Source organism: Thiocapsa sp. (assembly GCF_011390875.1).
Lineage (GTDB): Bacteria > Pseudomonadota > Gammaproteobacteria > Chromatiales > Chromatiaceae > Thiocapsa.
In genome coordinates, this window is record NZ_JAABRP010000095.1 from 1 (window position 1) to 18,780 (window position 18,780).

Genomic DNA, 18,780 nt, shown 5'->3' on the forward strand with positions numbered 1-18,780 from the left:
CCCGGGTGTGCCTCGGCCGTGCGCAATTCGAACCAGCCGGCGCCCGCGGCCTGCATCTCGAGCCAGCGCTCGCCCGCGGGATGTTTCAGGCAGAGCTCGATCCGCCGCGCGGCGGGTGCCCACAGGCGAAACCGCACGGTTCCGTCGTGCTCGACCGCGGCACCGAAGGGCATGGTCTGTTGCCGTGCTGTCATCCATTCCCCTTGATCGTGATTGTGTTTCGGAAGCGCCGCCGGTTCCGTGCCTTCGACTGCGGAGATCCACCCTCTAATCCTGTCGCAGCAGCGCTTTTCGACCTCGGGTGCCGCATCCGAGGGGAGGGGATGGGAGAGGAGCGTTGGGGTCTGTCCGGGCGACGGATGATTTCACAGCCCTGCGTGCAGGACATCGACCGCTTTCTCGGCCTCGCCACTGCCTATAATACTCAGAGAAATACCGAGGGTCAGTGCGGCTCCGTGGGGAAAATACGACCGCCGCCGGCCGAACCGAATCGACGGGTGCCCCATCGGGCGCTTCATGTTGCGCCGAGCTCTACGGGCTCTAGGGGCTCTACCGGCTCTATGAAATCCGTTACGAGCTGCATCACCGACCCGAATGGGCGGCGATTTCCATCCATGGGGTTGAGCTACTGTGAGCCGCGAACCGATTGGAAGCCGTCGCTCGGATGATTCGGGCCCCGTCATATGAACAGATCGGGCCGCCGGTTGGTTGCGGGTGTGATCTTCGTCCTCCTTCTCGCCGCCGCGGTGGCGGGTTGGGTGCTCGTCGGCGGCGGGGAGTTGAGGTCTCTGCCGGACGCGCTGCGAGGTTGGCTGGGCGATTCCCCGCTGCCGGAGGGTTTTGCCGTGGCCAATGGTCGGATCGAGGCGACCGAGGTGGATGTCGCGACCAAGCTCGCCGGCCGCCTGGCTGAGGTGCGGGTCCAGGAAGGCGATCGTGTCGAGGCGGGGCAGGTCGTCGCGGTGCTCGATACCGACGCCTTGGAGGCCCTTCAGCGCCAGGTTCGCGCCGAGCTGAGGCAGGCCGAGCAGGAACGTCAGCATGCACTTGCGGTAGTGGAGCAGCGCGAGAGTGAGCTGGACTTCGCCCGCCGCGATCTCGACCGGCTGCAGCGGCTCTCGCGCACCGATCAATTCGTCTCCGAAGAGCAGGTCGATCAGGCCCGCACCGGCGTGCGCAGCGCCGAGGCGGCCCTGCGGGCGTCCCGCGTGCAGGTGGTCGCGGCCGAGGCGGCGATCGAGGCGGCGCAGGCGGGTCTCGAGCGCGTCGAGGTCGATATCGCGGACAGCACCCTCGCGGCGCCGCGCGGCGGACGTGTGCTTTACCGACTGGCCGAGCCCGGCGAGGTGCTGGGTGTCGGAGGAAAGGTCCTGACCCTTCTCGACCTCGGCGACGTCTACATGATCATCTTCCTGCCTACGCCGGCGGCTGGACGGGTCCCGCTCGGTGCGCAGGCGCGGATCGTCCTGGACGCAGCCCCCGAGTACGTGGTCCCCGCGGAGGTCTCGTTTGTCGCCCCGCGCGCCCAATTCACGCCCAAGCAGGTGGAGACGCAGAGCGTGCGCGAGTCGCTCGCCTTCCGCGTCAAGGTGCGCATCGCCCCCGAACTGCTTGCGCGTTACGAGGCGTTGGTGAAGACGGGGCTCCCGGGCGTCGCCTATGTGCAGCTGCGGCCCGATCTGCCCTGGCCCGCACATCTGGAACCGAGATTGCCGCCCCCGAGGTCATCGCTATGGCCGAGCACGCCGCCGGCCCCGTCGTCCGACTGAGCGGTCTGAGCCACGCCTACCCGGGTGTGGACGCGCTCGACGAGGTGGCGCTCGAGCTTCCAGCCGGACGGCTGACCGGCCTGATCGGGCCCGACGGGGTCGGCAAGTCGACCCTGCTCGGGATCATCGCCGGGGTGCGGCAGATCCAGTCCGGTCGGGTCGAGGTGCTGGGGCACGACCTGCGGCAGCATCGCGAGCGCGACGCGGTGATCGAGCGCATTGCCTACATGCCTCAGGGCCTCGGCCGGAATCTCTACCCGAGCCTCTCGGTCCGGGAGAACCTGGATTTCTTCGGTCGTCTGTTTGGGCAGGGCAGGGCGACCCGGGCGGAGCGCATCGCCGAGCTGACGGCGGCCACCGGCCTCGCCCCCTTCACCGAGCGTCCGGCGATGCACCTCTCGGGCGGGATGAAGCAGAAGCTCGGGCTCTGCTGCGCGCTCATCCACGACCCCGAGCTGTTGATCCTCGATGAGCCGACCACCGGCGTGGATCCGCTTTCGCGTCGGCGCTTCTGGGAGCTGATGGACCGGCTGCGGCACCGTCGCCCGGACCTGAGTATCCTCGTGTCAACGGCCTATATGGAGGAGGCCGAGCGCTTCGACACCCTGGTGGCGATGGACGCCGGCCGGGTGCTGGCCGCCGGCACCGTCGGTGAGCTGTGCGCACGCACCGGCGAGCGCGACATGGAGTCGGTCTTCGTTGCCCTGCTCCCCGCGGAGCGCCGCGGCGGACATCGGCGCTTGGTGGTGCCGCCCCGCACGCCCGACGGGGACGCGCCACCCGCCATCCGTGCCGAAGATCTCACCCGACGTTTCGGTGACTTCACGGCGGTCGACCGGGTCAGTCTCTCGATCCACAAAGGTGAGATCTTCGGCTTTCTCGGCTCCAACGGCAGCGGCAAGACCACGACCATGCGAATGTTGACCGGTCTCCTGCCGGTCAGCGAGGGCGAGGCGTGGGTCTTCGACCGGCCGGTGGATGCGGAGGACGCGGCGTTGCGCCGGCGTCTGGGATTCATGTCCCAATCCTTCTCGCTCTACGGCGAGCTCAGCGTGCGCCAGAACCTCGATTTGCACGCGCGTCTTTATCGATTGCCTGCAAAGGATATCCCCGCGCGCATCGCGGAGCTCGTCGAGCGCTTCGATCTCGCACGCGTGATCGACGCCCGCGCCGAGGCGCTGCCGCTCGGCGTGCGCCAGCGTCTGTCGCTCGCCGTGGCGGTGATCCACGCGCCCGAGCTCCTGATCCTGGACGAGCCGACCTCCGGGGTCGACCCGATCGCCCGAGACCGTTTCTGGAAGCAGCTCCTCATGCTCTCGCGCGAGCAAGGGGTGACCATCTTCATCTCGACCCACTTCATGAACGAGGCCGAGCGTTGCGACCGTATCTCGCTGATGCACGGCGGTCGGGTACTCGCCGAGGGCACCCCGGCGGACATCAAGTCACGGCAGGGCGCGGCGACGCTGGAGGATGCCTTCATCGCCTACATGGAGCAGGGTGCGGCGGACGCGGGCGAGGAGGTAGCCGCCGAGTGGGAGACCGCGCAGGATCCCGTGCTTCTCCCGCCGCCGCGCAAGCCGTCCCGGCCCGCACGCTTTTCACTGCGCCGGCTTTGGGCCTATACCCGGCGCGAAGGCACGGAGATTCGGCGTGACCCGATCCGTCTGGCCTTCGCACTGCTCGGGCCGGTGATCCTGATGATCGCCATGGGCTTCGGGATCTCGTTCGATGTCGACGAGATCGCCTACGCTGTGCTCGACCACGACCGCACCCCGGCGAGCCGCGCATACCTGGAGCACTTCGCCGGCTCGATCTGGTTCTCCGAGCAGGCCCCGCCGGCCGATGCGGAGCAGATGTGGCGGCGGCTCGAGAGCGGCCGGCTGACCTTGGCGATCGAGATCCCGCCGGGCTTCGGTCGCGCCTTGACGCGCGGCTCCGGCTCCGAGGTCGGCCCCGAGGTCGGCTTCGTCATCGACGGGGCCATTCCCTTTCGCAGCGACACCATCGGCGGCTATGTACAGGGCGTGCATCGCGGGTATCTGCAGACGCTCGGGGCCGATCCGTCCGCGGGACTGTCCGCATCTCCGGTGACCGTCGAGACGCGCTTTCGCTACAACCAGGACTTCAAGAGCGTCTACGCCATGGTCCCGGGGATCCTGATGCTGCTGCTGATCATGATCCCGGCCACCATGACCGCGGTGGGGGTCGTGCGGGAGAAGGAGCTGGGCTCCATCACCAACCTCTACGCGACGCCGACCAAGGGCGGGGAATTCCTGCTCGGCAAGCAGCTCCCTTACGTGAGTCTGGCGCTCCTGAGTTACCTGATGCTGCTCGTGATGGCGCTCTTCCTGTTTCGGGTGCCGCTGACCGGGAGTCTCGTCGGGCTCACGCTCGGGGCGGTCCTTTTCGTCTTCGCGAGCACCGGGCTCGGGCTCCTCATGTCCACCTTCATGCGCACCCAGATCGCGGCGGTGTTCGGAACCGCCATCGTCAGCACGATCCCGACCATCCTCTTCTCCGGCATGCTGGTGCCGGTCTCCGCGCTGACCGGACCCGCGCGCATCATGGGCTACGGCTTCCCGAGCGCTTGGTTCAATCACGTGAGCGTGGGAAGCTTCACCAAGGGGCTGACCCCGGGCGATCTCTGGTTGGACTATCTGGTGCTTGCGGCCTTCGGGCTCGCTTTCTTTCTGCTCGGGCTCGCCCTGCTTCGCACCCGGGAGCGCTGAGATGCGGCTCGCGAATGTCTACCGCCTGGGGCTCAAGGAGCTGATCAGCCTGCGCTACGACCCGGTGTTGGTCTTCCTGATCATCTATGCCTTCACCTTCGCCATCATCGCCCCGTCCCGCGGAGTGAAACTCCAGCTCGAGCATGCCTCCGTGGCCGTAGTCGACGAGGACCGCTCGCAGCTCTCGATGCGCCTGACGGAGAGCCTGCTCCCGCCCTATTTTCAGGCACCCGAGCAGATCGGGCTCAACGAGATCGATGCGGCCATGGACGCGGGTCGCTACACCTTCGTGATCGACATCCCGCCGCGTCTCCAGGCCGATGCCTCGGAGGGGCGTCAACCGGCCGTGCAGGTCATCGTGGACGCGACTGCCATGGCGATGGCCGGTGCGGGTGCGCGCTACCTAGAGCGGGTGCTGGTCGAGGAGCCGCTGCTCTACTTCCAAGGCGATCGTGCGGAATCGTCATCGGTCGAGGGGTCGGCGGTGGGATCGGTGATCCGGCTCGCCTTCAATCCAAACGGCGAATCGATCTGGTTCATGTCGGTGATGCAGATCGTCAACATGGTCACCCTGCTCGGCATCGTGCTTACCGGGGCGGCGCTCATCCGCGAGCGCGAGCACGGCACCATCGAGCATCTGCTGGTGATGCCGCTCAGCGCCGCCGAGATCATGCTCGCGAAGGTTTGGGCCAACGGCCTGGTCATTCTCTTGGCCGCGACCTTCGCGATGGTCGTGGTCGTCCAAGGGCTGCTCGGGGTGCCCAATGCGGGCTCGCTCGGACTCTTCGTACTCGGCCTCGGGGTCTACCTCTTCTCGATCACGGCGCTCGGCATCCTCCTCGCCACGCTCGCCCGGACCATGCCTCAGTTCGGGCTGCTCTCCATCCCCGTGTTCCTGGTGATGTACATGCTTTCTGGCGCCAACACCCCGCTCGATGCCATGCCCGAGCTGCTGCAACGGGTGATGCTCGTCTCGCCGACGACCCACTTCGTCGCCTTCGTCCAGTCCGTGGTCTTCAGAGGCGCCGGGTTTGATCTTGTTTGGCCGCACCTGGCCGCGACCTTAGGTCTCGGGGCCATCGCCTTTGCCGTGGCCCTAGCCCGCTTTCGGCAGACGGTGAGTCTCAGTCGGCTTTAATCCCGCATCTCGCTCTGGACGTGGTTTAAGCCGCAGCGCCCTCGCGCTCCACATAGTCTTCGTAGTTTCCGCGGAAGTCGACCACCCCCCGAGGCGTCAGCTCGATGATCCGGGTCGCGAGAGACGAGATCAGCTCGCGGTCGTGGCTGACGAAGATCAGGGTGCCCGGGTAGTCTTCCAGCGCGGTGTTCAGCGACTCGATGGACTCCATGTCCAGATGATTGGTCGGCTCGTCCATCAGCAGGATATTGGGCTTCTGCAGCATCAGCTTACCGAACAGCATGCGGCCCTGCTCGCCGCCGGAGATCACGTTTACGGGCTTCTTGATCTCGTCCTGCGAAAACAGCAGCCGCCCCAGGGTGCCGCGGATGACCTGCTCGTCGTCGCCGGGCTGTTTCCACTGGTCCATCCAGTCGTACAAGGTGGTGCTGTCGGCGAAATCGGCCGCGTGGTCCTGGGCGAAATACCCCAGGGTGCTGTTCTCCGACCATTTGATCTCTCCGCCGTCGGGTGCGAGGTCGCCGGCGAGGCTGCGCAGCAGTGTGGTCTTGCCGATGCCGTTGGGACCGATGATGGCCACCCGCTCGCCGACCTCCACGGTCAGGTCCAGACCGCTGAAGAGCGGCGGGCCGTCGTAGCCTTTGACGAGGCCGTCGACCTCCAGCGCCAGACGATAGAGCTTCTTGTCTTGGCCGAAGCGGATGAAGGGGTTGACCCGGCTCGAGGGCTTGATGTCCTCGAGCTTGATCTTTTCGAGCTGGCGCTGGCGCGAGGTGGCTTGTTTCGCCTTGGAGGCGTTGGCCGAAAAGCGGCTGACGAAGGTCTGCAGCTCGGCGATCTGGGCCTTCTTCTTGGCGTTGTCCGAATAGAGCCGCGTGCGCGCCTGGCTGGCGGCGGTCATGTACTCGTCGTAGTTGCCGGGGTAGACGCGCAGCTCGCCGTAGTCCAGGTCGGCCATGTGGGTGCAGACGCTGTTCAGGAAGTGGCGGTCGTGCGAGATGATGATCATGGTGCTGTTGCGTGCGTTCAGCACCTCTTCGAGCCAGCGGATGCTGTTGATGTCCAGGTTGTTGGTGGGCTCGTCGAGCAGCAGGATGTCCGGATCGGCGAACAGCGCCTGGGCGAGCAGCACGCGCAGCTTCCAGCCGGGTGCGACGGCGCTCATGGGGCCTTCGTGCTGCTCCAGCGGGATATCCAGGCCGAGCAGCAGCTCGCCCGCACGCGCCTCGGCCGTGTAGCCGTCCAGCTCGGCGAAGTGCACCTCCAGATGCGCGACCTCCATGCCGTCTTCCTCGCTCATCTCCGGAAGCGCATAGATGCGGTCGCGCTCCTTCTTGATCTGCCACAACTCCTCGTGGCCCATGATGACGGTGTCCAGCACCCCGTAGTTCTCGAAGGCGAACTGGTCCTGGCGCAGCTTGCCGAGCCGCTTGCCGGGTTCGACCGAAACGTTGCCCGCGCTGGGCTCCAGGTCGCCGCCCAGGATCTTCATCAGGGTGGATTTTCCACAGCCGTTGGCGCCGATCAGGCCGTAGCGATTGCCTCCGCCGAATTTCACGGAGACGTTCTCGAACAACGGCTTGCCGCCGAACTGCATGGTGATGTTGGCTGTGGAGATCAAAGCAGGGTTCCGCAAGAGTTTGAATAGAGAGGGGCGGACCGCCGGCATTCGGCGGCCCGAAAACGCAAAAAGCCCCGCAGATGGCGGGGCTTTTTCAGCTCAGGTGACGAGCACCTGAAGGCTGTTTTTACTTCGGTACGACGTTGGTCGCGCTCGGGCCCTTCTGGCCTTGCTCGACGTCGTAAGAGACGCTTTGTCCCTCGGCCAGCGACTTGAAGCCACTGCCTTGGACGGCGCTGTGATGGACGAAGACGTCCTTGGAGCCGTCGGAAGGAGCGATGAAGCCGAAGCCCTTCTCGTCACTGAACCACTTAACTGTGCCTGTAGCCATTTACGGTATTCTCTGATTTAACGAACGTGTTTACATATGCAGGCGACTGTCGGGAGATTACGGAAGGATCTGCCACGTCACGCGGAGAGGAGGAACAACCGAAATACTACAAGGAAGCACTGCACGCCGCTTATCATGCCCAATACCGAATCGTTTATCAAGGTTTTTCTGTAGGTTTTTCTGGAGGCCCGGGTCGATGCGAGAATATACCGAGCACACGCGGGTTTTTCGGAAAGCAGGGTGCGTCCCGCGCGTGTCGGGACAAGGCGCGCCGACGAGGCGTAGCGGCGCCTACGGCGAGGAGGCGCAACGCCGGCCCGGCGCGCGCGCGGGGCGTGCAATGCGGCGAAAAATCCGCGTGTGCTCGGTATATCGCCACAGGCTCAACGAACAACCCACGAGGTCACCCGGATGAGAATCCTCCACACCATGCTGCGTACCGGCAACCTGCAGCGCTCCATCGCCTTCTACACGGAGATCCTCGGGATGAAGCTCCTGCGTCAAAAGGACTATCCCGACGGCGAGTTCACCCTCGCGTTTCTCGGCTACGGCGACGAGTCGGAGCAGACCGTGATCGAGCTGACCTACAACTGGGGCGTCGAGCAGTACGACTTGGGCACCGGCTACGGCCATATCGCCATCGAGGTCGACGACGTCTACAAGGCCACGGACCGGATTAAGGCGAAGGGCGGCAAGATCATCCGCGATGCCGGGCCCATGAACGCGGGCAAGACCATCATCGCCTTCGTCGAGGACCCGGACGGCTACCCGATCGAGCTGATCGGCGCACGGTAGCGGGCTTCGAGCGCGAGCGGTTCATCGCGATCAAAAGCGCCGATCCACTTGGTCGCTCAGTTGGATGCAAGCCCTGCTCTGATCGCGTCGACCTCGGCCGAGGTGTACTCCCTCACCTCGGTTAAATGACCCCAAACAGGTTTGGGCCAGCAGGGATCGGTCGGGCTTCTGCCGATGACATGGACATGCAGCTGCGGCACCAGATTGCCGATCCAGGCCACGTTGACCTTGGGGCAACCTAGAGCGGTCGTCAGATAGTCCGAGATGCGCCTGCAATCGTCGAGGACCGCGTCGCGCTGCGGGATCGGCAGATCCAACAGATTGGTCAGGTCCGTCTCGGGCACCAGGATCAACCAGGGCACGGCCGCGTTGCGATGCAGGAGCAGGTGACTCGCGGACAAACGGCCCAGGGGATGGCAATCGACAAGGAGTTGGGGATGCAGGGTAAAGTCGGTCATGACCATCGGGCTCCGTTGAATCTATAAGGCGGCAATCGAGCATCCTGAGGAGTTGCAGAACATCATGCAGATCAACGATCCGAACGCCTACCGTCGTTGCGAGGAGATCGATCTCATCGGCGACTTGATCGAGGTGCGCGACCGCCGTGTTCTGGAGCTGGGTTGCGGTGCCGCCTACATGACCCGTGCTCTGGTGACCCGGCTCGGCGCGGCCCGGATCACGGCGACCGAGGTCGATCGCATCCAGCACGCGCGCAACCTCGCGATCGAGGATCTGCCGCAGGTCTCCTTTCGCTACGGCGGCGCCGAGTCGATCGCGGATCCCGACGCCAGCTACGATATCGTCGTCATGCTCAAGTCGCTCCACCATGTCCCGGTCGCGGCCATGGATCAAGCGCTGCGCGAAATCCATCGCGTGCTGGTCCCGGGCGGTCTGCTCTATGTCTCCGAGCCCGTCTACTGGGGCGATTTCAACGCCATCATGCGCCTGATCGACGACGAGCGTCTGGTCCGCGAGGCCGCCTTCGAGGCCCTCCGGAGCGCCGTCGATGCAGGGCTGTTCCAGCTGGTGGAAGAGGTCTTCTTCGAATCCGAAGGCGTGTATCCCGACTGGGCGAGCTTCGCCGCACGCTTCATCGACGTGACCCACAGCGAGCGAAATCTTGATGCCTCCCGTCTGGCCGAGATCCGCGCGGCCTTCGAGCATCATCTGACACCGCAAGGCGTGCGCTTGTGGAAGCCGCATCGGGTCGATCTGTTGCGGCGAGTCGACTGACGCGACCGGGAGCCGACCATGATGCGATCGCGCCATCGGGACCGCATCGACCGAGCCGGAGAGTCATGAGCACAGTCCCCGCGGCCCCGACACGCATCGCCTTCTGGCATCGCAAGGGCGGAACGGGCAAGACCAGTCTCGCCATCGGCTGCGCGGTCCGTCTGGCCGGCGGATCCGACACTCACGCGGAACGGCACTCCCCCGCGCCCGGTGCGCAGGTGCTGCTCTTGGATGCCGATCCCCAGGGCACAGCTGCCGCCTGGGGCGAGCGCTTCGCCGACCGGTTCGGAATCGCCGTGCGGGCGGACAGCGGGTTTGCGCTCTGGCGCGACGGGGCCGAGCGCGCCAAGCGCTTCGATGCCGTCCTGGTCGATTGCCCGCCGACCGTCAGCCCCGAGGTCATGGAGATCCTCGCGGGTGTCGATCGGCTCCTGGTCCCCACCCGCCCGGCTTGGCCGGATGTGTGGGCGTTGGAGTCCGTTGCCGATCTGGTCGCGGACCTTCATCGGCAAGAGGCTCGGCTCGCGGTCAGCGTTGTCTTCAACCAGGTCGGCGACGAGGCGCTCGCGCCTTTCGCGGCCACGATCGCCGACCTTGGCCTTGATCTTCTTCCCGATGCCATCCCGCGCGACGACGCCTGGCCCGCGCTCTTCAGCGGCGGGGAGCCGCCGGACAGCGTTGCGACTCTTGTCGGGAAGCTGGTTCGACCAACGGGAATCCGGCTGACCTGAAGGCTTTTAGCCCGGAGAATGTGGTCCGTTCATGCTCCATTCCATCTTGCATGCAGTGGGTGCTTGCATTAGCCTGATGCGTCATTCGGGTTAATCACCGGAGGAGGCTATGGCGATCATCACAGTGCGCCGGATCGATCGAGCGGACAAAGAATGGCTGCAAAGAGAAGCCGCGCGGCAAGGCATCTCGATGGAAGAAATGGTTCGGCGTCTGATTTGTGAGAAACGCCAACAGTCTGTGGCGCAAGCGACGCCTTCTGAGATTGTCAGGCGCTATTTTGGGCCGCAGGGTGGCGTCGAGCTGGGTGAGAGGGCAGGGTTCGGCTTTAAGGTTCCGGATCTTCGGGCCCCGAGCTCGACATGAGTGGCTCGCTCTACCTGCTCGATACAAATGTTATCTCCGAGTTGATGCGCCCGGAACCAAGTCCCGCAGTCCTCGCCTGGATCGATGGGACAGGTGTGGAGGGATTGGCGCTCTCGGCAGTCAGCCAGTGGGAGATTCGCTACGGCTTGGCGCTGCTCCCGGAGGGAAAGCGTCGTGATGATCTGGCACGTCGGTTCGATGGTCTTGTCGCCGATCTCTTTGGTGCCGGCGTCTACGATCTCACGTCGGCCGCAGCAGAGCGCTGTGCGTCGATCATGGCGCGAAAGCGATCAATGGGCGAGTCCCTCGACGACCACCTGCCGGATGCCATGATCGCCGGGATTGCTGCGGATGCGGGGCTGACGTTGGCTACGCGAAACCGGGCAGAATTTCGCAACTGCGGCATTCCGCTGGTCGATCCTTGGTCTGGGGCGGGTTGATGCCGCGAAAATTGTTGTTTGTCCCCGGTTATTTTTGGGGCGGGCGCTCATGGAGGCGCTTGATCGTGTGGCGCAGCCCGCTGGTGCCGGGCTGATGGCCCCTTACACCGGCGAGGTCGGGTCCATAAGACTGGCCCGTAAATCGCCGAGTGTGATCATGAGGGTCATGGGATCCAGCGGCGAGGGGTCAAAGCCAAGGCACTGGTAGAACGCCTTGGCGGACTCGTCCAGGGCATGGACGAGCAGGCCGCGTATGCCGATGGTGTCTGCGGCGCCGAGCACGCGTCTCCCGGCGTCCTGCACCAGGGCCCGGCCCAGACCCAACCCGTGATATGGACGGCTTACGGCCAAGCGGGCAAGTACGACGACCGGGATGGGATCCGGCATGTTGCGCCGCAACCGGCCGGTCGCGAGCTCGGATGCCACGGCACTCGATGCCAAGGCGTAGAAGGCAACGACCCGCCGTGCGTCGCACACGACGAAGGTTCGCGAGGCCCCGCTCGCCTGATTGCGCAACGCACGTTGCTTGAGCCAGGTGTCGAGCATCTCGCGGCCACACATGAAGTCGGCGCAGTCATGCAGATCGGTCAGTGGCTCCGGTGCTCCGACCGTCAAGGTTTTTCCCAAGGCGGCACAGTCTGCATGGTCTTGCGGAGTCGTTCGTTGGGACGAGGCGGCGCATCGAGCCGGGCCTGGAAGGCTGCAAAGGCATCGCTGTCGACGCGCAACAGGGCCCGGTCGAGCAGGGTCTCCTCTGCCGCCCGGCGGGTGGCGTCGAGAATAAATTCGGTGCGATTCTTCCCCGTCGCATGGGCGGCGCGATCGATCAGATCACGCTCCTCGGCCTTGATGCGCAGGTTGAGAGTCTGGCGTTTGGCGGACGGTTCGTGAATCGTGGGCATGGCGGTGTCTCCCCTATGGATCGATACTAGCACGTACGTAATGACGGCGTCATCACAACATCAAAGGTCACAGGGTCGAATGGCGCTAACATAATCCCAAACGATTGAAAGTTAAGGTTAGATCGGCTGGCATGGTAGGCATTGTCTGGCCTTGCTCGGTTCTGGAATTAAGCAAACTTTCCCCGGAATTCATCAGCTTTTCTAAAGCTTGTGACTGCCTCCTCGCTTATCTTGGTGCCATTCGGCTCTAACCCCGCTTCTCGATCTACGCTGACGGTGTGAGAGCCCTCTTCGTCTTGTTCGGTTCGTCGAGCGCATCCCCGAGCAGCTTGTCGATCGACGCAAGTGCAGTCACCAGTTGGTTGGCCTGGTCATACTCGGACTTCGGATCGGCATAGGCATGCGACGCAGGACCTCGGGTTTCCGAGTACTGCGTTCGGCTCCTTTAAGCCGTTCGGCGTAGGTCGCGAAGGACATGCACAACACATCCTCCGCCGGCAGGGCATCGATGCGCTCGGCGATGCCCGGCGGATGATTCTTGATGAGATAGATCAGGATGTTGGTGTCGAGCATGTATCGCATAGATCCTCCCTGTCCTGCGGCAACGGTCGTTGCGTACGATCCTCTTCCAGAGCGGCGACAAATCCTCGTCGAATCCCTCGAGAACCTCCAGCAGTGCTCGACCTCGGCCTTCGTGCAGCGGGTGCAGGATCAGATCGCCATTCGTGGTTCGGGTAATCTCGACCCGCTCGGTATCGAGTCGGAGCTTGGCGGGAATCCGCACCGCTTGGCTGTTGCCGTTCATAAAGACACGTGTAGTCAGAGTGGTCATGGTTGCCCCCCAAAGCGTACACACGCTAACGTATGAACGCGAGGATGCAAGCCGATCAGGGTCGGCTTCTACTGCCCTCTGTCTGTCATGCCCAGTCGCTTCGAGTCGACGTCGCTCGATACGGCGACGTCCCACCCAGCGGTCCCCTCGTGACGTCCCATAAGGTTAGCGCAGAAGCCGCGCCATGATGGCTCGACGCCGCGGGAAAAGCGGTCGGAACGGTTTCCGAGTCGAAGCGACTCAAGCAATGCGCTGGACGGCATCGGCGGCGAGCACCTCCACCCGCTGGAAGATCTCGGCGTCCAAGTCGGCCAATCCCGCGACCACCGCGCGCATGAAGGCGCGTTCCTCCACAGCCTGCTCGTAGTCGGGCACGGACTGAATCACTGCGACCCCCCGCCCCCTACTGGTGAGCAGCACGGGCCGATGGGACTCGACAGCGTGTTTGACCACACGACCGGGGTTGACCTTAGGGTCGGTCAAGGGGACCACGTCTTCGGAGAATTTCACGCTCATGGACGCCTTATCTCTGGGCTTGTTTGGTGGCGAAAACAGCACCTGTTAACTGGTCTTCCAACAGAGCCTTGGTTGGAGGGTGCCGCAGCCTCCTGCATCGACACCCTCGCGGGCCGTGCACCCCGCCTATCCCTCCGACGAAGACTCGGCCGCCGTCCGCGCGAGCGGACGTCCGAAGGTCTGCTCATAAAGCTCCGAATATGGCTTGAGCGTCTCGTAGACGTGGTCGGGCACCACCCGCGACTCGAACTTGGGAAACTTGCTGCGCACATAGTTGAGGTTGCGCAGCAGCTTCATCTCGATGACGGCGCGGGCGAACTCGAGGCCCTTGGGTCCGCGGGTGCGCTGGAGCATGGCGACCAGCTTGCGGATCGGCATCGGCGGGCGCTTTTGTCCCGGCGGGTGGCTCAGGCGCTCCATGTAGCGCGGCATCCCGCGGTTGCGATCGCCGGACTCGGTCAGCTCGCCGATCTCCAGCTCCGGGCGAAGCATCTCGAAGAGCTCTTCACCCGTGGGCGTGCGCACCATGACCCATTGCCAGCCGAACGGGGCGCCCATGTAGCCGATGGTGATGTCGCTCAGGGTGTTGGCGTAGTCGAAGCAGGAGAGACAGGACGACGGGAAGATGCCGTGCAGCTTGTCCATCGGGAAGTCGATATAGTTCAGGCGCTCGACATGCCCGTCTTCATGGCGCATCCAGAGGCTGAAGTCCTGCATGAACTCGTGATGCACGACCGTCTCGGGCGACTTGGAGACCTGGGTCAGGAAGTATTCGAGGTCCGGATAGCTGACGTTGTCGCTGCAGGGGATGCCGATGACGTAGAGGCGATCCAGCCCCAGCTCGGCCTCGGCGGCGCGCAGCTGATGGACCTGGCAGCCGGTGCCGACGACGGCGAGGCGCTTGATGCCCTGATCGCGCACCGCGTCGATCAGGCCGAGTGCCGGCGAGAGGCAAGGTTTGTTTCCGGCGGTCGCCAGGACCTCCTGCGGGGTGCGCGCCAGGATGGGCAGCGCCTTGAAGCGCGTCCCGGGTGCGGCGGCAGTGGTGATGACGGCGTCGACCTTGCCCTGCTCAAGCAGGCGTGCGCCCAGCGCCGTGACCATACCGGTCCATTGCGCATCAGGGTTGGGACGGGCCATCCGCGCGGCGTACATGGCGCGATAGATCCCGAAGCGGCCTTCTTCGCCGGCGTGGCGGGTGCGACCGTGCAGACGCTGCTCGATCCCGCGGGTCTGGTTGCGCACGAAGGTGCAGGTCTGCGACATTAGCAGCTTGAGGCTGCTGTCGCAGAAGCCGCAGTCGCTACACAGACGCGGACGCCCCTTGAGCCGCTCGTCGCTGCTGAGCAACGAGATCTGGTCGAGTCCCTTCGAAGGACCTTCTTCCAACGGCGCAATGTCGGTGCTCGTCATTCGCCTGCCCCCGGGAGGTCGTGCCGGGGATCATGCGTGGCGACGAGCGCCCCGCGCGTGATTGGGCTCGTCATTGAAGGAACGGACATGCTTCGAATTCTCCTCAGGGTGTTGGCTGGTCTCGTTGTACTTGTCGTTTTGGCGGTCGTTGCCGGGCCTTTTCTGATCTCGGCGAAGCCGAGTGACGGGCTCGCCTCCAACGCCGAGGCGGCGTCGGCCGAAAGTCGTTTCGTCGGGATTCCGTTCGCGGGGACCGCGGGGCTTGCGGTCCATTATCTCGAGCAGTCGCCGCCGGTTTCGTCCCGGGCGCCGTCCGACGCGACGGCCTTCCTCCTGCTGCACGGCTTCACCTTCAACGCCTGGACCTGGCGGCCCGTGCTCGACGCCTTCGCCGCTCGGGGTCGGGCAGTCGCCTACGATCAGCTTCCCTATGGTCTCAGTGCGAAGCCGATGCGGGCTGACTGGGACGGCCCGAATCCCTACTCGAAGGATGCCGCCATCACGCAGCTCTTCGCGGTAATGGATGCGCTCGGGCTGGAGCGTGCGGTCCTGGTCGGGAATTCCTCGGGCGGTACGCTCGCTCTGGAGGCGGCGTTGGCCCACCCCGAGCGGGTGTCGGCGCTGATCCTGGTCGCGCCCTGGGTCTACGCCACGCGCCCGACGTTGCCCGAGTGGTTGGCCAGTCTGCCGCAGATGCGTCGTCTGAGTCTATTGATCGCGCGCAAGTTGGGCGAAGATGGCGCTTTGATGGATCTGTCCTACGCCGATGCAACCATGATCTCGGATGAGCGCCGCGCGCAGTTCGGGATTCACACCCGGATCGCGGGTTGGGATCTCGCCTGGGGCGAGCTGCTGGCCTTGTCGCTCTCGGCGCCGGTGACGGTGAGCTCGCATCTGGAGGAGGTGACGATCCCTGTCCTGCTGGTCAGCGGCGATACCGATCGGTTGGTGCCGATCGAGGACAGTCGACGCGTGGCCGATGCGCTGCCGGACGCGACCTTCGCCGTGATCGAGGGCTGCGGGCACGTCCCGCAGGAAGAATGTCCGGAGGCTTTCGAGGCGGTCGTCGGCGAGTGGCTGGATGCCTGCGGGTTGTGACGACCCTTCCGAAGCCCGCCCCGCACCGGTTTCTGAACCACGCGCGCTCGAGTCGATGCGAAAAGAGCTTAAATTGCGCTCGTTTCGGTCGAAATCGCCTTCGCGTTGACCGACTCCGCTTGACCTGACTGAAGTCGGGGCGCTAGGGTCGCGTCCCGTATCCTTTCGGTCCACAACACACTGCAACTCAAACTCACTGCAACCAGGTTCGCTGCGTATGCCCATCCCGTTTCCGTTTTCCGCTGTCGTCGCCCAGGAGGAGATGAAGCGCTCCCTGTTGATTGCGGCCATCGATCCCTCGATCGGCGGCGTTCTCGTCTTCGGTGACCGCGGGACGGGTAAGTCCACGGCAATTCGTGGTCTCGCGGCGCTTCTGCCGAAGATGCGTGCGGTCGACTGCGTCTATAACTGCGACCCGGAGGCGGGCGAGGACGCGCTTTGCGTCGAGTGCCGCACCAAACGCGCCAAGGGTCCGCTGAAAAGCCGGATGGTGCCGGTGCCCGTGGTCGATTTGCCGCTCGGTGCGACCGAGGACCGCGTCATCGGTGCGCTGGATCTCGAGCGCGCCCTGACCAAGGGCGAGAAGGCCTTCGAGCCCGGACTCCTGGCGCGTGCCCATCGCGGCTTCCTCTATATCGACGAGGTCAACCTGCTGGAGGACCATCTGGTCGACTCGTTGCTCGACGTTGCCGCCTCCGGCGAGAACCTGGTCGAGCGCGAGGGTCTGAGTATTCGTCATCCTGCCCGCTTCGTGCTGGTCGGCTCGGGCAACCCGGAGGAGGGCGAGCTGCGCCCGCAGCTGCAGGACCGCTTCGGTCTCTCGGTCGAGGTGAAGACCCCGCAGGATCTGCCGACCCGGATGAAGGTCGTGCGGCTGCGCGACGAGTTCGAACGCGACCCGCCGGCCTTCGTGCAGAAGTGGAAGCGCCAGGACGGCAAGGTCCGCAGCCAGATCCAGAAGGCACGTGATTTTCTGCCGACTGTCGAGGTCCCGGACGCGACCCTGGAGCAGGCGGGACGGCTCTGTATCAAGCTGGGTACCGACGGACTGCGTGGCGAGCTGACCCTGATCCGTGCCGCTCGTGCCTTCGCGGCACTCAAGGGCGATGCCGTGGTGCTGGATGAGCATCTGGTTCAGGTCGCGGCCTCCGCGCTGCGGCACCGCTTGCGTCGCGATCCGCTGGACGAGTCCGGATCGACCAGCCGGGTCCAGCGGGCGGTCGGGGAGTTGTTCGGGGAATGAGCAATCCTGCGGCGATGCCTGAGTCGGAGCCCGAGCGTCCGCGCGGCGAGGCCGGGGTTTCGCGCTGGGAGGACGCCGTGCTCGCGGCCGCCCTCATGTCCGTGGACCCGGTCGGGACCGGCGGGGTCGCCTTGCGCTCGCTCGCCGGCCCGGTGCGCGATCAGTGGCTGACGATCATGCGCGACCTGCAGCCGCCCGGGACGCCGATGCGGCGTATCCCGCTGCATGTCTCCGACGGACGCTTGCTCGGCGGTCTGGATCTGGCCGCGACCCTGAGCGCCGGCAGGCCGGTTGCCGAGCGCGGTTTGCTGGTCGAGGCGAACGGCGGGATCGTCGAGCTGGCGATGGCCGAGCGCATCGGTGCCGGTACCGCGGCACGGCTCACCATGGCCTTCGATTCGGGCGAGGTGGTGCTCGAGCGCGACGGTTTGGCGATGCGCTCGCCGGCGCGGTTCGCCGTAGTCGCCCTGGACGAAGGCGTCGGCGACGACGAGGGGCTGCTCAACGCGCTGCTCGACCGTCTGGCCTTCCATCAAGACCTCACATATATCCGTGTCCACGAGGCGGTTGCCTGCGACTACGACGCCGACGAGATCCTCGCCGCGCGTGCCCTGCTTCCCGGGATTCAGGTGAGCGAGGCGCAGATCGAGGCGCTGTGCAGCACCGCCTTGGCCTTGGGCATCCCCTCGCTGCGCGCCTCCATTTTTGCCGCCCGAGCAGCCTGCGCCGCCGCCGCGCTTGAAGGCCGCACCGAGGTCACCGACGAAGACTTGGCCGTCGCCGGCCGACTGGTGCTCGCCCCGCGTGCGACCATGCTGCCGCCGATGGAGCAGCCGCCGGACGAGCCGCCTCCGCCCGAGCCGGAAGAGCCGGATCAGGAGCAGGACAAGGGCGAGGATCAACAAGAGCCGAAGGAGCTTGAAGATCAGGTGCTCGAAGCCGCCAAGGCGGCGATCCCGGCCGACCTGCTCGCGCAGCTCCAGCTCGGCAAGCTGCGTCGCTCGCGCGCCCGTGCCACCGGCAAGGCCGGTGCCGTCCAGAATGCACCCCTGCGCGGACGCCCGGCCGGTGTCCTGCGCGGCGAGCCGCGTGCAGGTCTGCGTCTGAACGTGGTCGAAACACTGCGTGCCGCCGCACCTTGGCAACGTCTGCGGCGCGAAGAGGTCGCGCGCTTCGGAGGCGAGTCCAACCGCATCGAGATCCGTCAGGACGACTTCCGCATTACCCGCTTCAAGCATCGCTCGGAGACTACGACCATCTTTGTCGTGGATGCCTCGGGCTCCTCGGCGCTGCATCGCCTGGCCGAGGCCAAGGGCGCGGTCGAGCTGCTCCTGGCGGACTGCTACGTGCGCCGCGATCGGGTCGCGCTGGTCGCCTTCCGCGGTCAGTTCGCCGAGGTGCTGCTGCCGCCGACACGCTCGCTGGTCCGGGCCAAGCGTTCGCTGGCCAGCCTGCCGGGCGGCGGCGGTACGCCGCTCGCATCCGGGATCGATCTGGGGATGATGCTGGCCGATTCGGTCAAGCGCCGGGGTGGCACGCCGATCCTCATCATCATGACCGACGGTCGCGCCAACGTGGCGCGCGACGGCACCGGCGGGCGGGCGCGCGCCAACGAGGACGCGCTC

19 protein-coding genes and 1 pseudogene are annotated in these 18,780 nt (G+C 65.3%); 11 read left to right on the forward strand and 9 right to left on the reverse strand.

What is annotated here, in order from left to right; genetic code table 11:
• A pseudogene (locus tag GPT33_RS09380) lies at window positions 1–194 on the reverse strand (malto-oligosyltrehalose trehalohydrolase); the annotation flags it as partial.
• Between the two features lie 489 nt (window positions 195–683).
• Between GPT33_RS09380 and GPT33_RS09385 the strand changes: the two are divergent.
• The 3 genes from GPT33_RS09385 to GPT33_RS09395 are packed head-to-tail and all read left to right on the forward strand — an operon-like array spanning window position 684 to window position 5,636.
• Complete coding sequence (locus tag GPT33_RS09385) at window positions 684–1,769, forward strand: HlyD family efflux transporter periplasmic adaptor subunit (RefSeq protein ID WP_296807844.1); 1,086 nt, start codon at window positions 684–686, stop codon at window positions 1,767–1,769.
• Window positions 1,733–4,498, forward strand: a complete 2,766-nt coding sequence (gene rbbA / locus GPT33_RS09390; protein ID WP_296807847.1) for a ribosome-associated ATPase/putative transporter RbbA — start codon at window positions 1,733–1,735, stop codon at window positions 4,496–4,498. The genes GPT33_RS09385 and rbbA overlap by 37 nt, the downstream gene beginning before the upstream one ends.
• A 1-nt stretch (window position 4,499) precedes the next feature.
• Entirely contained in the window at window positions 4,500–5,636 is a 1,137-nt protein-coding gene (locus GPT33_RS09395) for an ABC transporter permease (RefSeq protein WP_296807850.1), read from the forward strand.
• Window positions 5,637–5,661: 25 nt separating this feature from the next.
• Here the strand turns inward: GPT33_RS09395 and GPT33_RS09400 are convergent, their stop codons facing one another.
• Window positions 5,662–7,257, reverse strand: coding sequence for an ABC-F family ATPase (locus GPT33_RS09400; protein ID WP_296807852.1), 1,596 nt, complete (start codon window positions 7,255–7,257; stop codon window positions 5,662–5,664).
• 127 nt (window positions 7,258–7,384) lie between these two features.
• Complete coding sequence (locus GPT33_RS09405) at window positions 7,385–7,588, reverse strand: cold-shock protein (protein ID WP_007191453.1); 204 nt, start codon at window positions 7,586–7,588, stop codon at window positions 7,385–7,387.
• A gap of 411 nt (window positions 7,589–7,999) precedes the next feature.
• Here GPT33_RS09405 and gloA point away from each other — a divergent pair, with 411 nt between their 5' ends.
• A complete protein-coding gene (gene gloA / locus GPT33_RS09410) occupies window positions 8,000–8,383 on the forward strand; it encodes a lactoylglutathione lyase (protein ID WP_296807854.1) in 384 nt (127 codons plus the stop codon).
• Between the two features lie 56 nt (window positions 8,384–8,439).
• On the opposite strand, the gene GPT33_RS09415 is transcribed toward gloA, so the two are convergent.
• The gene (locus GPT33_RS09415) at window positions 8,440–8,841 is read right to left on the reverse strand and encodes an HIT family protein (RefSeq protein WP_296807856.1); all 402 of its coding nucleotides are present in this window, start codon (window positions 8,839–8,841) and stop codon (window positions 8,440–8,442) included.
• Between the two features lie 64 nt (window positions 8,842–8,905).
• On the opposite strand from GPT33_RS09415, the gene GPT33_RS09420 reads away from it, so the two are divergent.
• The 4 genes from GPT33_RS09420 to GPT33_RS09435 all read left to right on the forward strand — a co-directional run bounded on the left by GPT33_RS09420 (window position 8,906) and on the right by GPT33_RS09435 (window position 11,151).
• Entirely contained in the window at window positions 8,906–9,616 is a 711-nt protein-coding gene (locus GPT33_RS09420) for a class I SAM-dependent methyltransferase (protein WP_296807859.1), read from the forward strand.
• 65 nt (window positions 9,617–9,681) lie between these two features.
• Window positions 9,682–10,347: a ParA family protein gene (locus tag GPT33_RS09425; RefSeq protein WP_296807864.1), complete on the forward strand. Its 666-nt coding sequence runs from the start codon at window positions 9,682–9,684 to the stop codon at window positions 10,345–10,347.
• 109 nt (window positions 10,348–10,456) lie between these two features.
• Window positions 10,457–10,711, forward strand: a complete 255-nt coding sequence (locus GPT33_RS09430) for a hypothetical protein (protein WP_296807869.1) — start codon at window positions 10,457–10,459, stop codon at window positions 10,709–10,711.
• Entirely contained in the window at window positions 10,708–11,151 is a 444-nt protein-coding gene (locus tag GPT33_RS09435; protein ID WP_296807874.1) for a type II toxin-antitoxin system VapC family toxin, read from the forward strand. The genes GPT33_RS09430 and GPT33_RS09435 overlap by 4 nt, the downstream gene beginning before the upstream one ends.
• A 102-nt stretch (window positions 11,152–11,253) precedes the next feature.
• Here GPT33_RS09435 and GPT33_RS09440 read toward each other — a convergent pair whose 3' ends face one another.
• The 5 genes from GPT33_RS09440 to GPT33_RS09460 form a co-directional block, all read right to left on the reverse strand.
• Complete coding sequence (locus GPT33_RS09440; protein WP_296807879.1) at window positions 11,254–11,766, reverse strand: GNAT family N-acetyltransferase; 513 nt, start codon at window positions 11,764–11,766, stop codon at window positions 11,254–11,256.
• The gene (locus GPT33_RS09445; protein WP_296807881.1) at window positions 11,763–12,053 is read right to left on the reverse strand and encodes a DUF1778 domain-containing protein; all 291 of its coding nucleotides are present in this window, start codon (window positions 12,051–12,053) and stop codon (window positions 11,763–11,765) included. Before GPT33_RS09445 ends, GPT33_RS09440 begins: the two co-directional genes overlap by 4 nt.
• Before the next feature lie 351 nt (window positions 12,054–12,404).
• On the reverse strand, window positions 12,405–12,635 hold the full coding sequence (locus GPT33_RS09450) for a PIN domain-containing protein (RefSeq protein WP_296807885.1): 231 nt from the start codon (window positions 12,633–12,635) through the stop codon (window positions 12,405–12,407).
• 490 nt (window positions 12,636–13,125) lie between these two features.
• Window positions 13,126–13,401 carry a type II toxin-antitoxin system Phd/YefM family antitoxin gene (locus GPT33_RS09455; protein ID WP_296807891.1) on the reverse strand — a complete coding sequence of 92 codons (276 nt, stop codon included), beginning with the start codon at window positions 13,399–13,401 and terminating at the stop codon, window positions 13,126–13,128.
• A 126-nt stretch (window positions 13,402–13,527) separates the two neighbouring features.
• Window positions 13,528–14,814, reverse strand: a complete 1,287-nt coding sequence (locus GPT33_RS09460) for a Coenzyme F420 hydrogenase/dehydrogenase, beta subunit C-terminal domain (RefSeq protein ID WP_296807898.1) — start codon at window positions 14,812–14,814, stop codon at window positions 13,528–13,530.
• An 87-nt stretch (window positions 14,815–14,901) separates the two neighbouring features.
• Here GPT33_RS09460 and GPT33_RS09465 point away from each other — a divergent pair, with 87 nt between their 5' ends.
• The 3 genes from GPT33_RS09465 to GPT33_RS09475 all read left to right on the forward strand — a co-directional run.
• Window positions 14,902–15,912 (forward strand): alpha/beta hydrolase, encoded by a 1,011-nt coding sequence (locus GPT33_RS09465; protein ID WP_296807902.1) that lies wholly within the window; start codon window positions 14,902–14,904, stop codon window positions 15,910–15,912.
• 217 nt (window positions 15,913–16,129) lie between these two features.
• Complete coding sequence (gene bchI / locus GPT33_RS09470) at window positions 16,130–17,155, forward strand: magnesium chelatase ATPase subunit I (RefSeq protein WP_296807906.1); 1,026 nt, start codon at window positions 16,130–16,132, stop codon at window positions 17,153–17,155.
• Window positions 17,152–18,780, forward strand: a 1,629-nt coding sequence (locus GPT33_RS09475) for a magnesium chelatase subunit D (protein WP_296807910.1), incomplete at its 3' end; no start/stop codon positions are given. The genes bchI and GPT33_RS09475, both read left to right, overlap by 4 nt.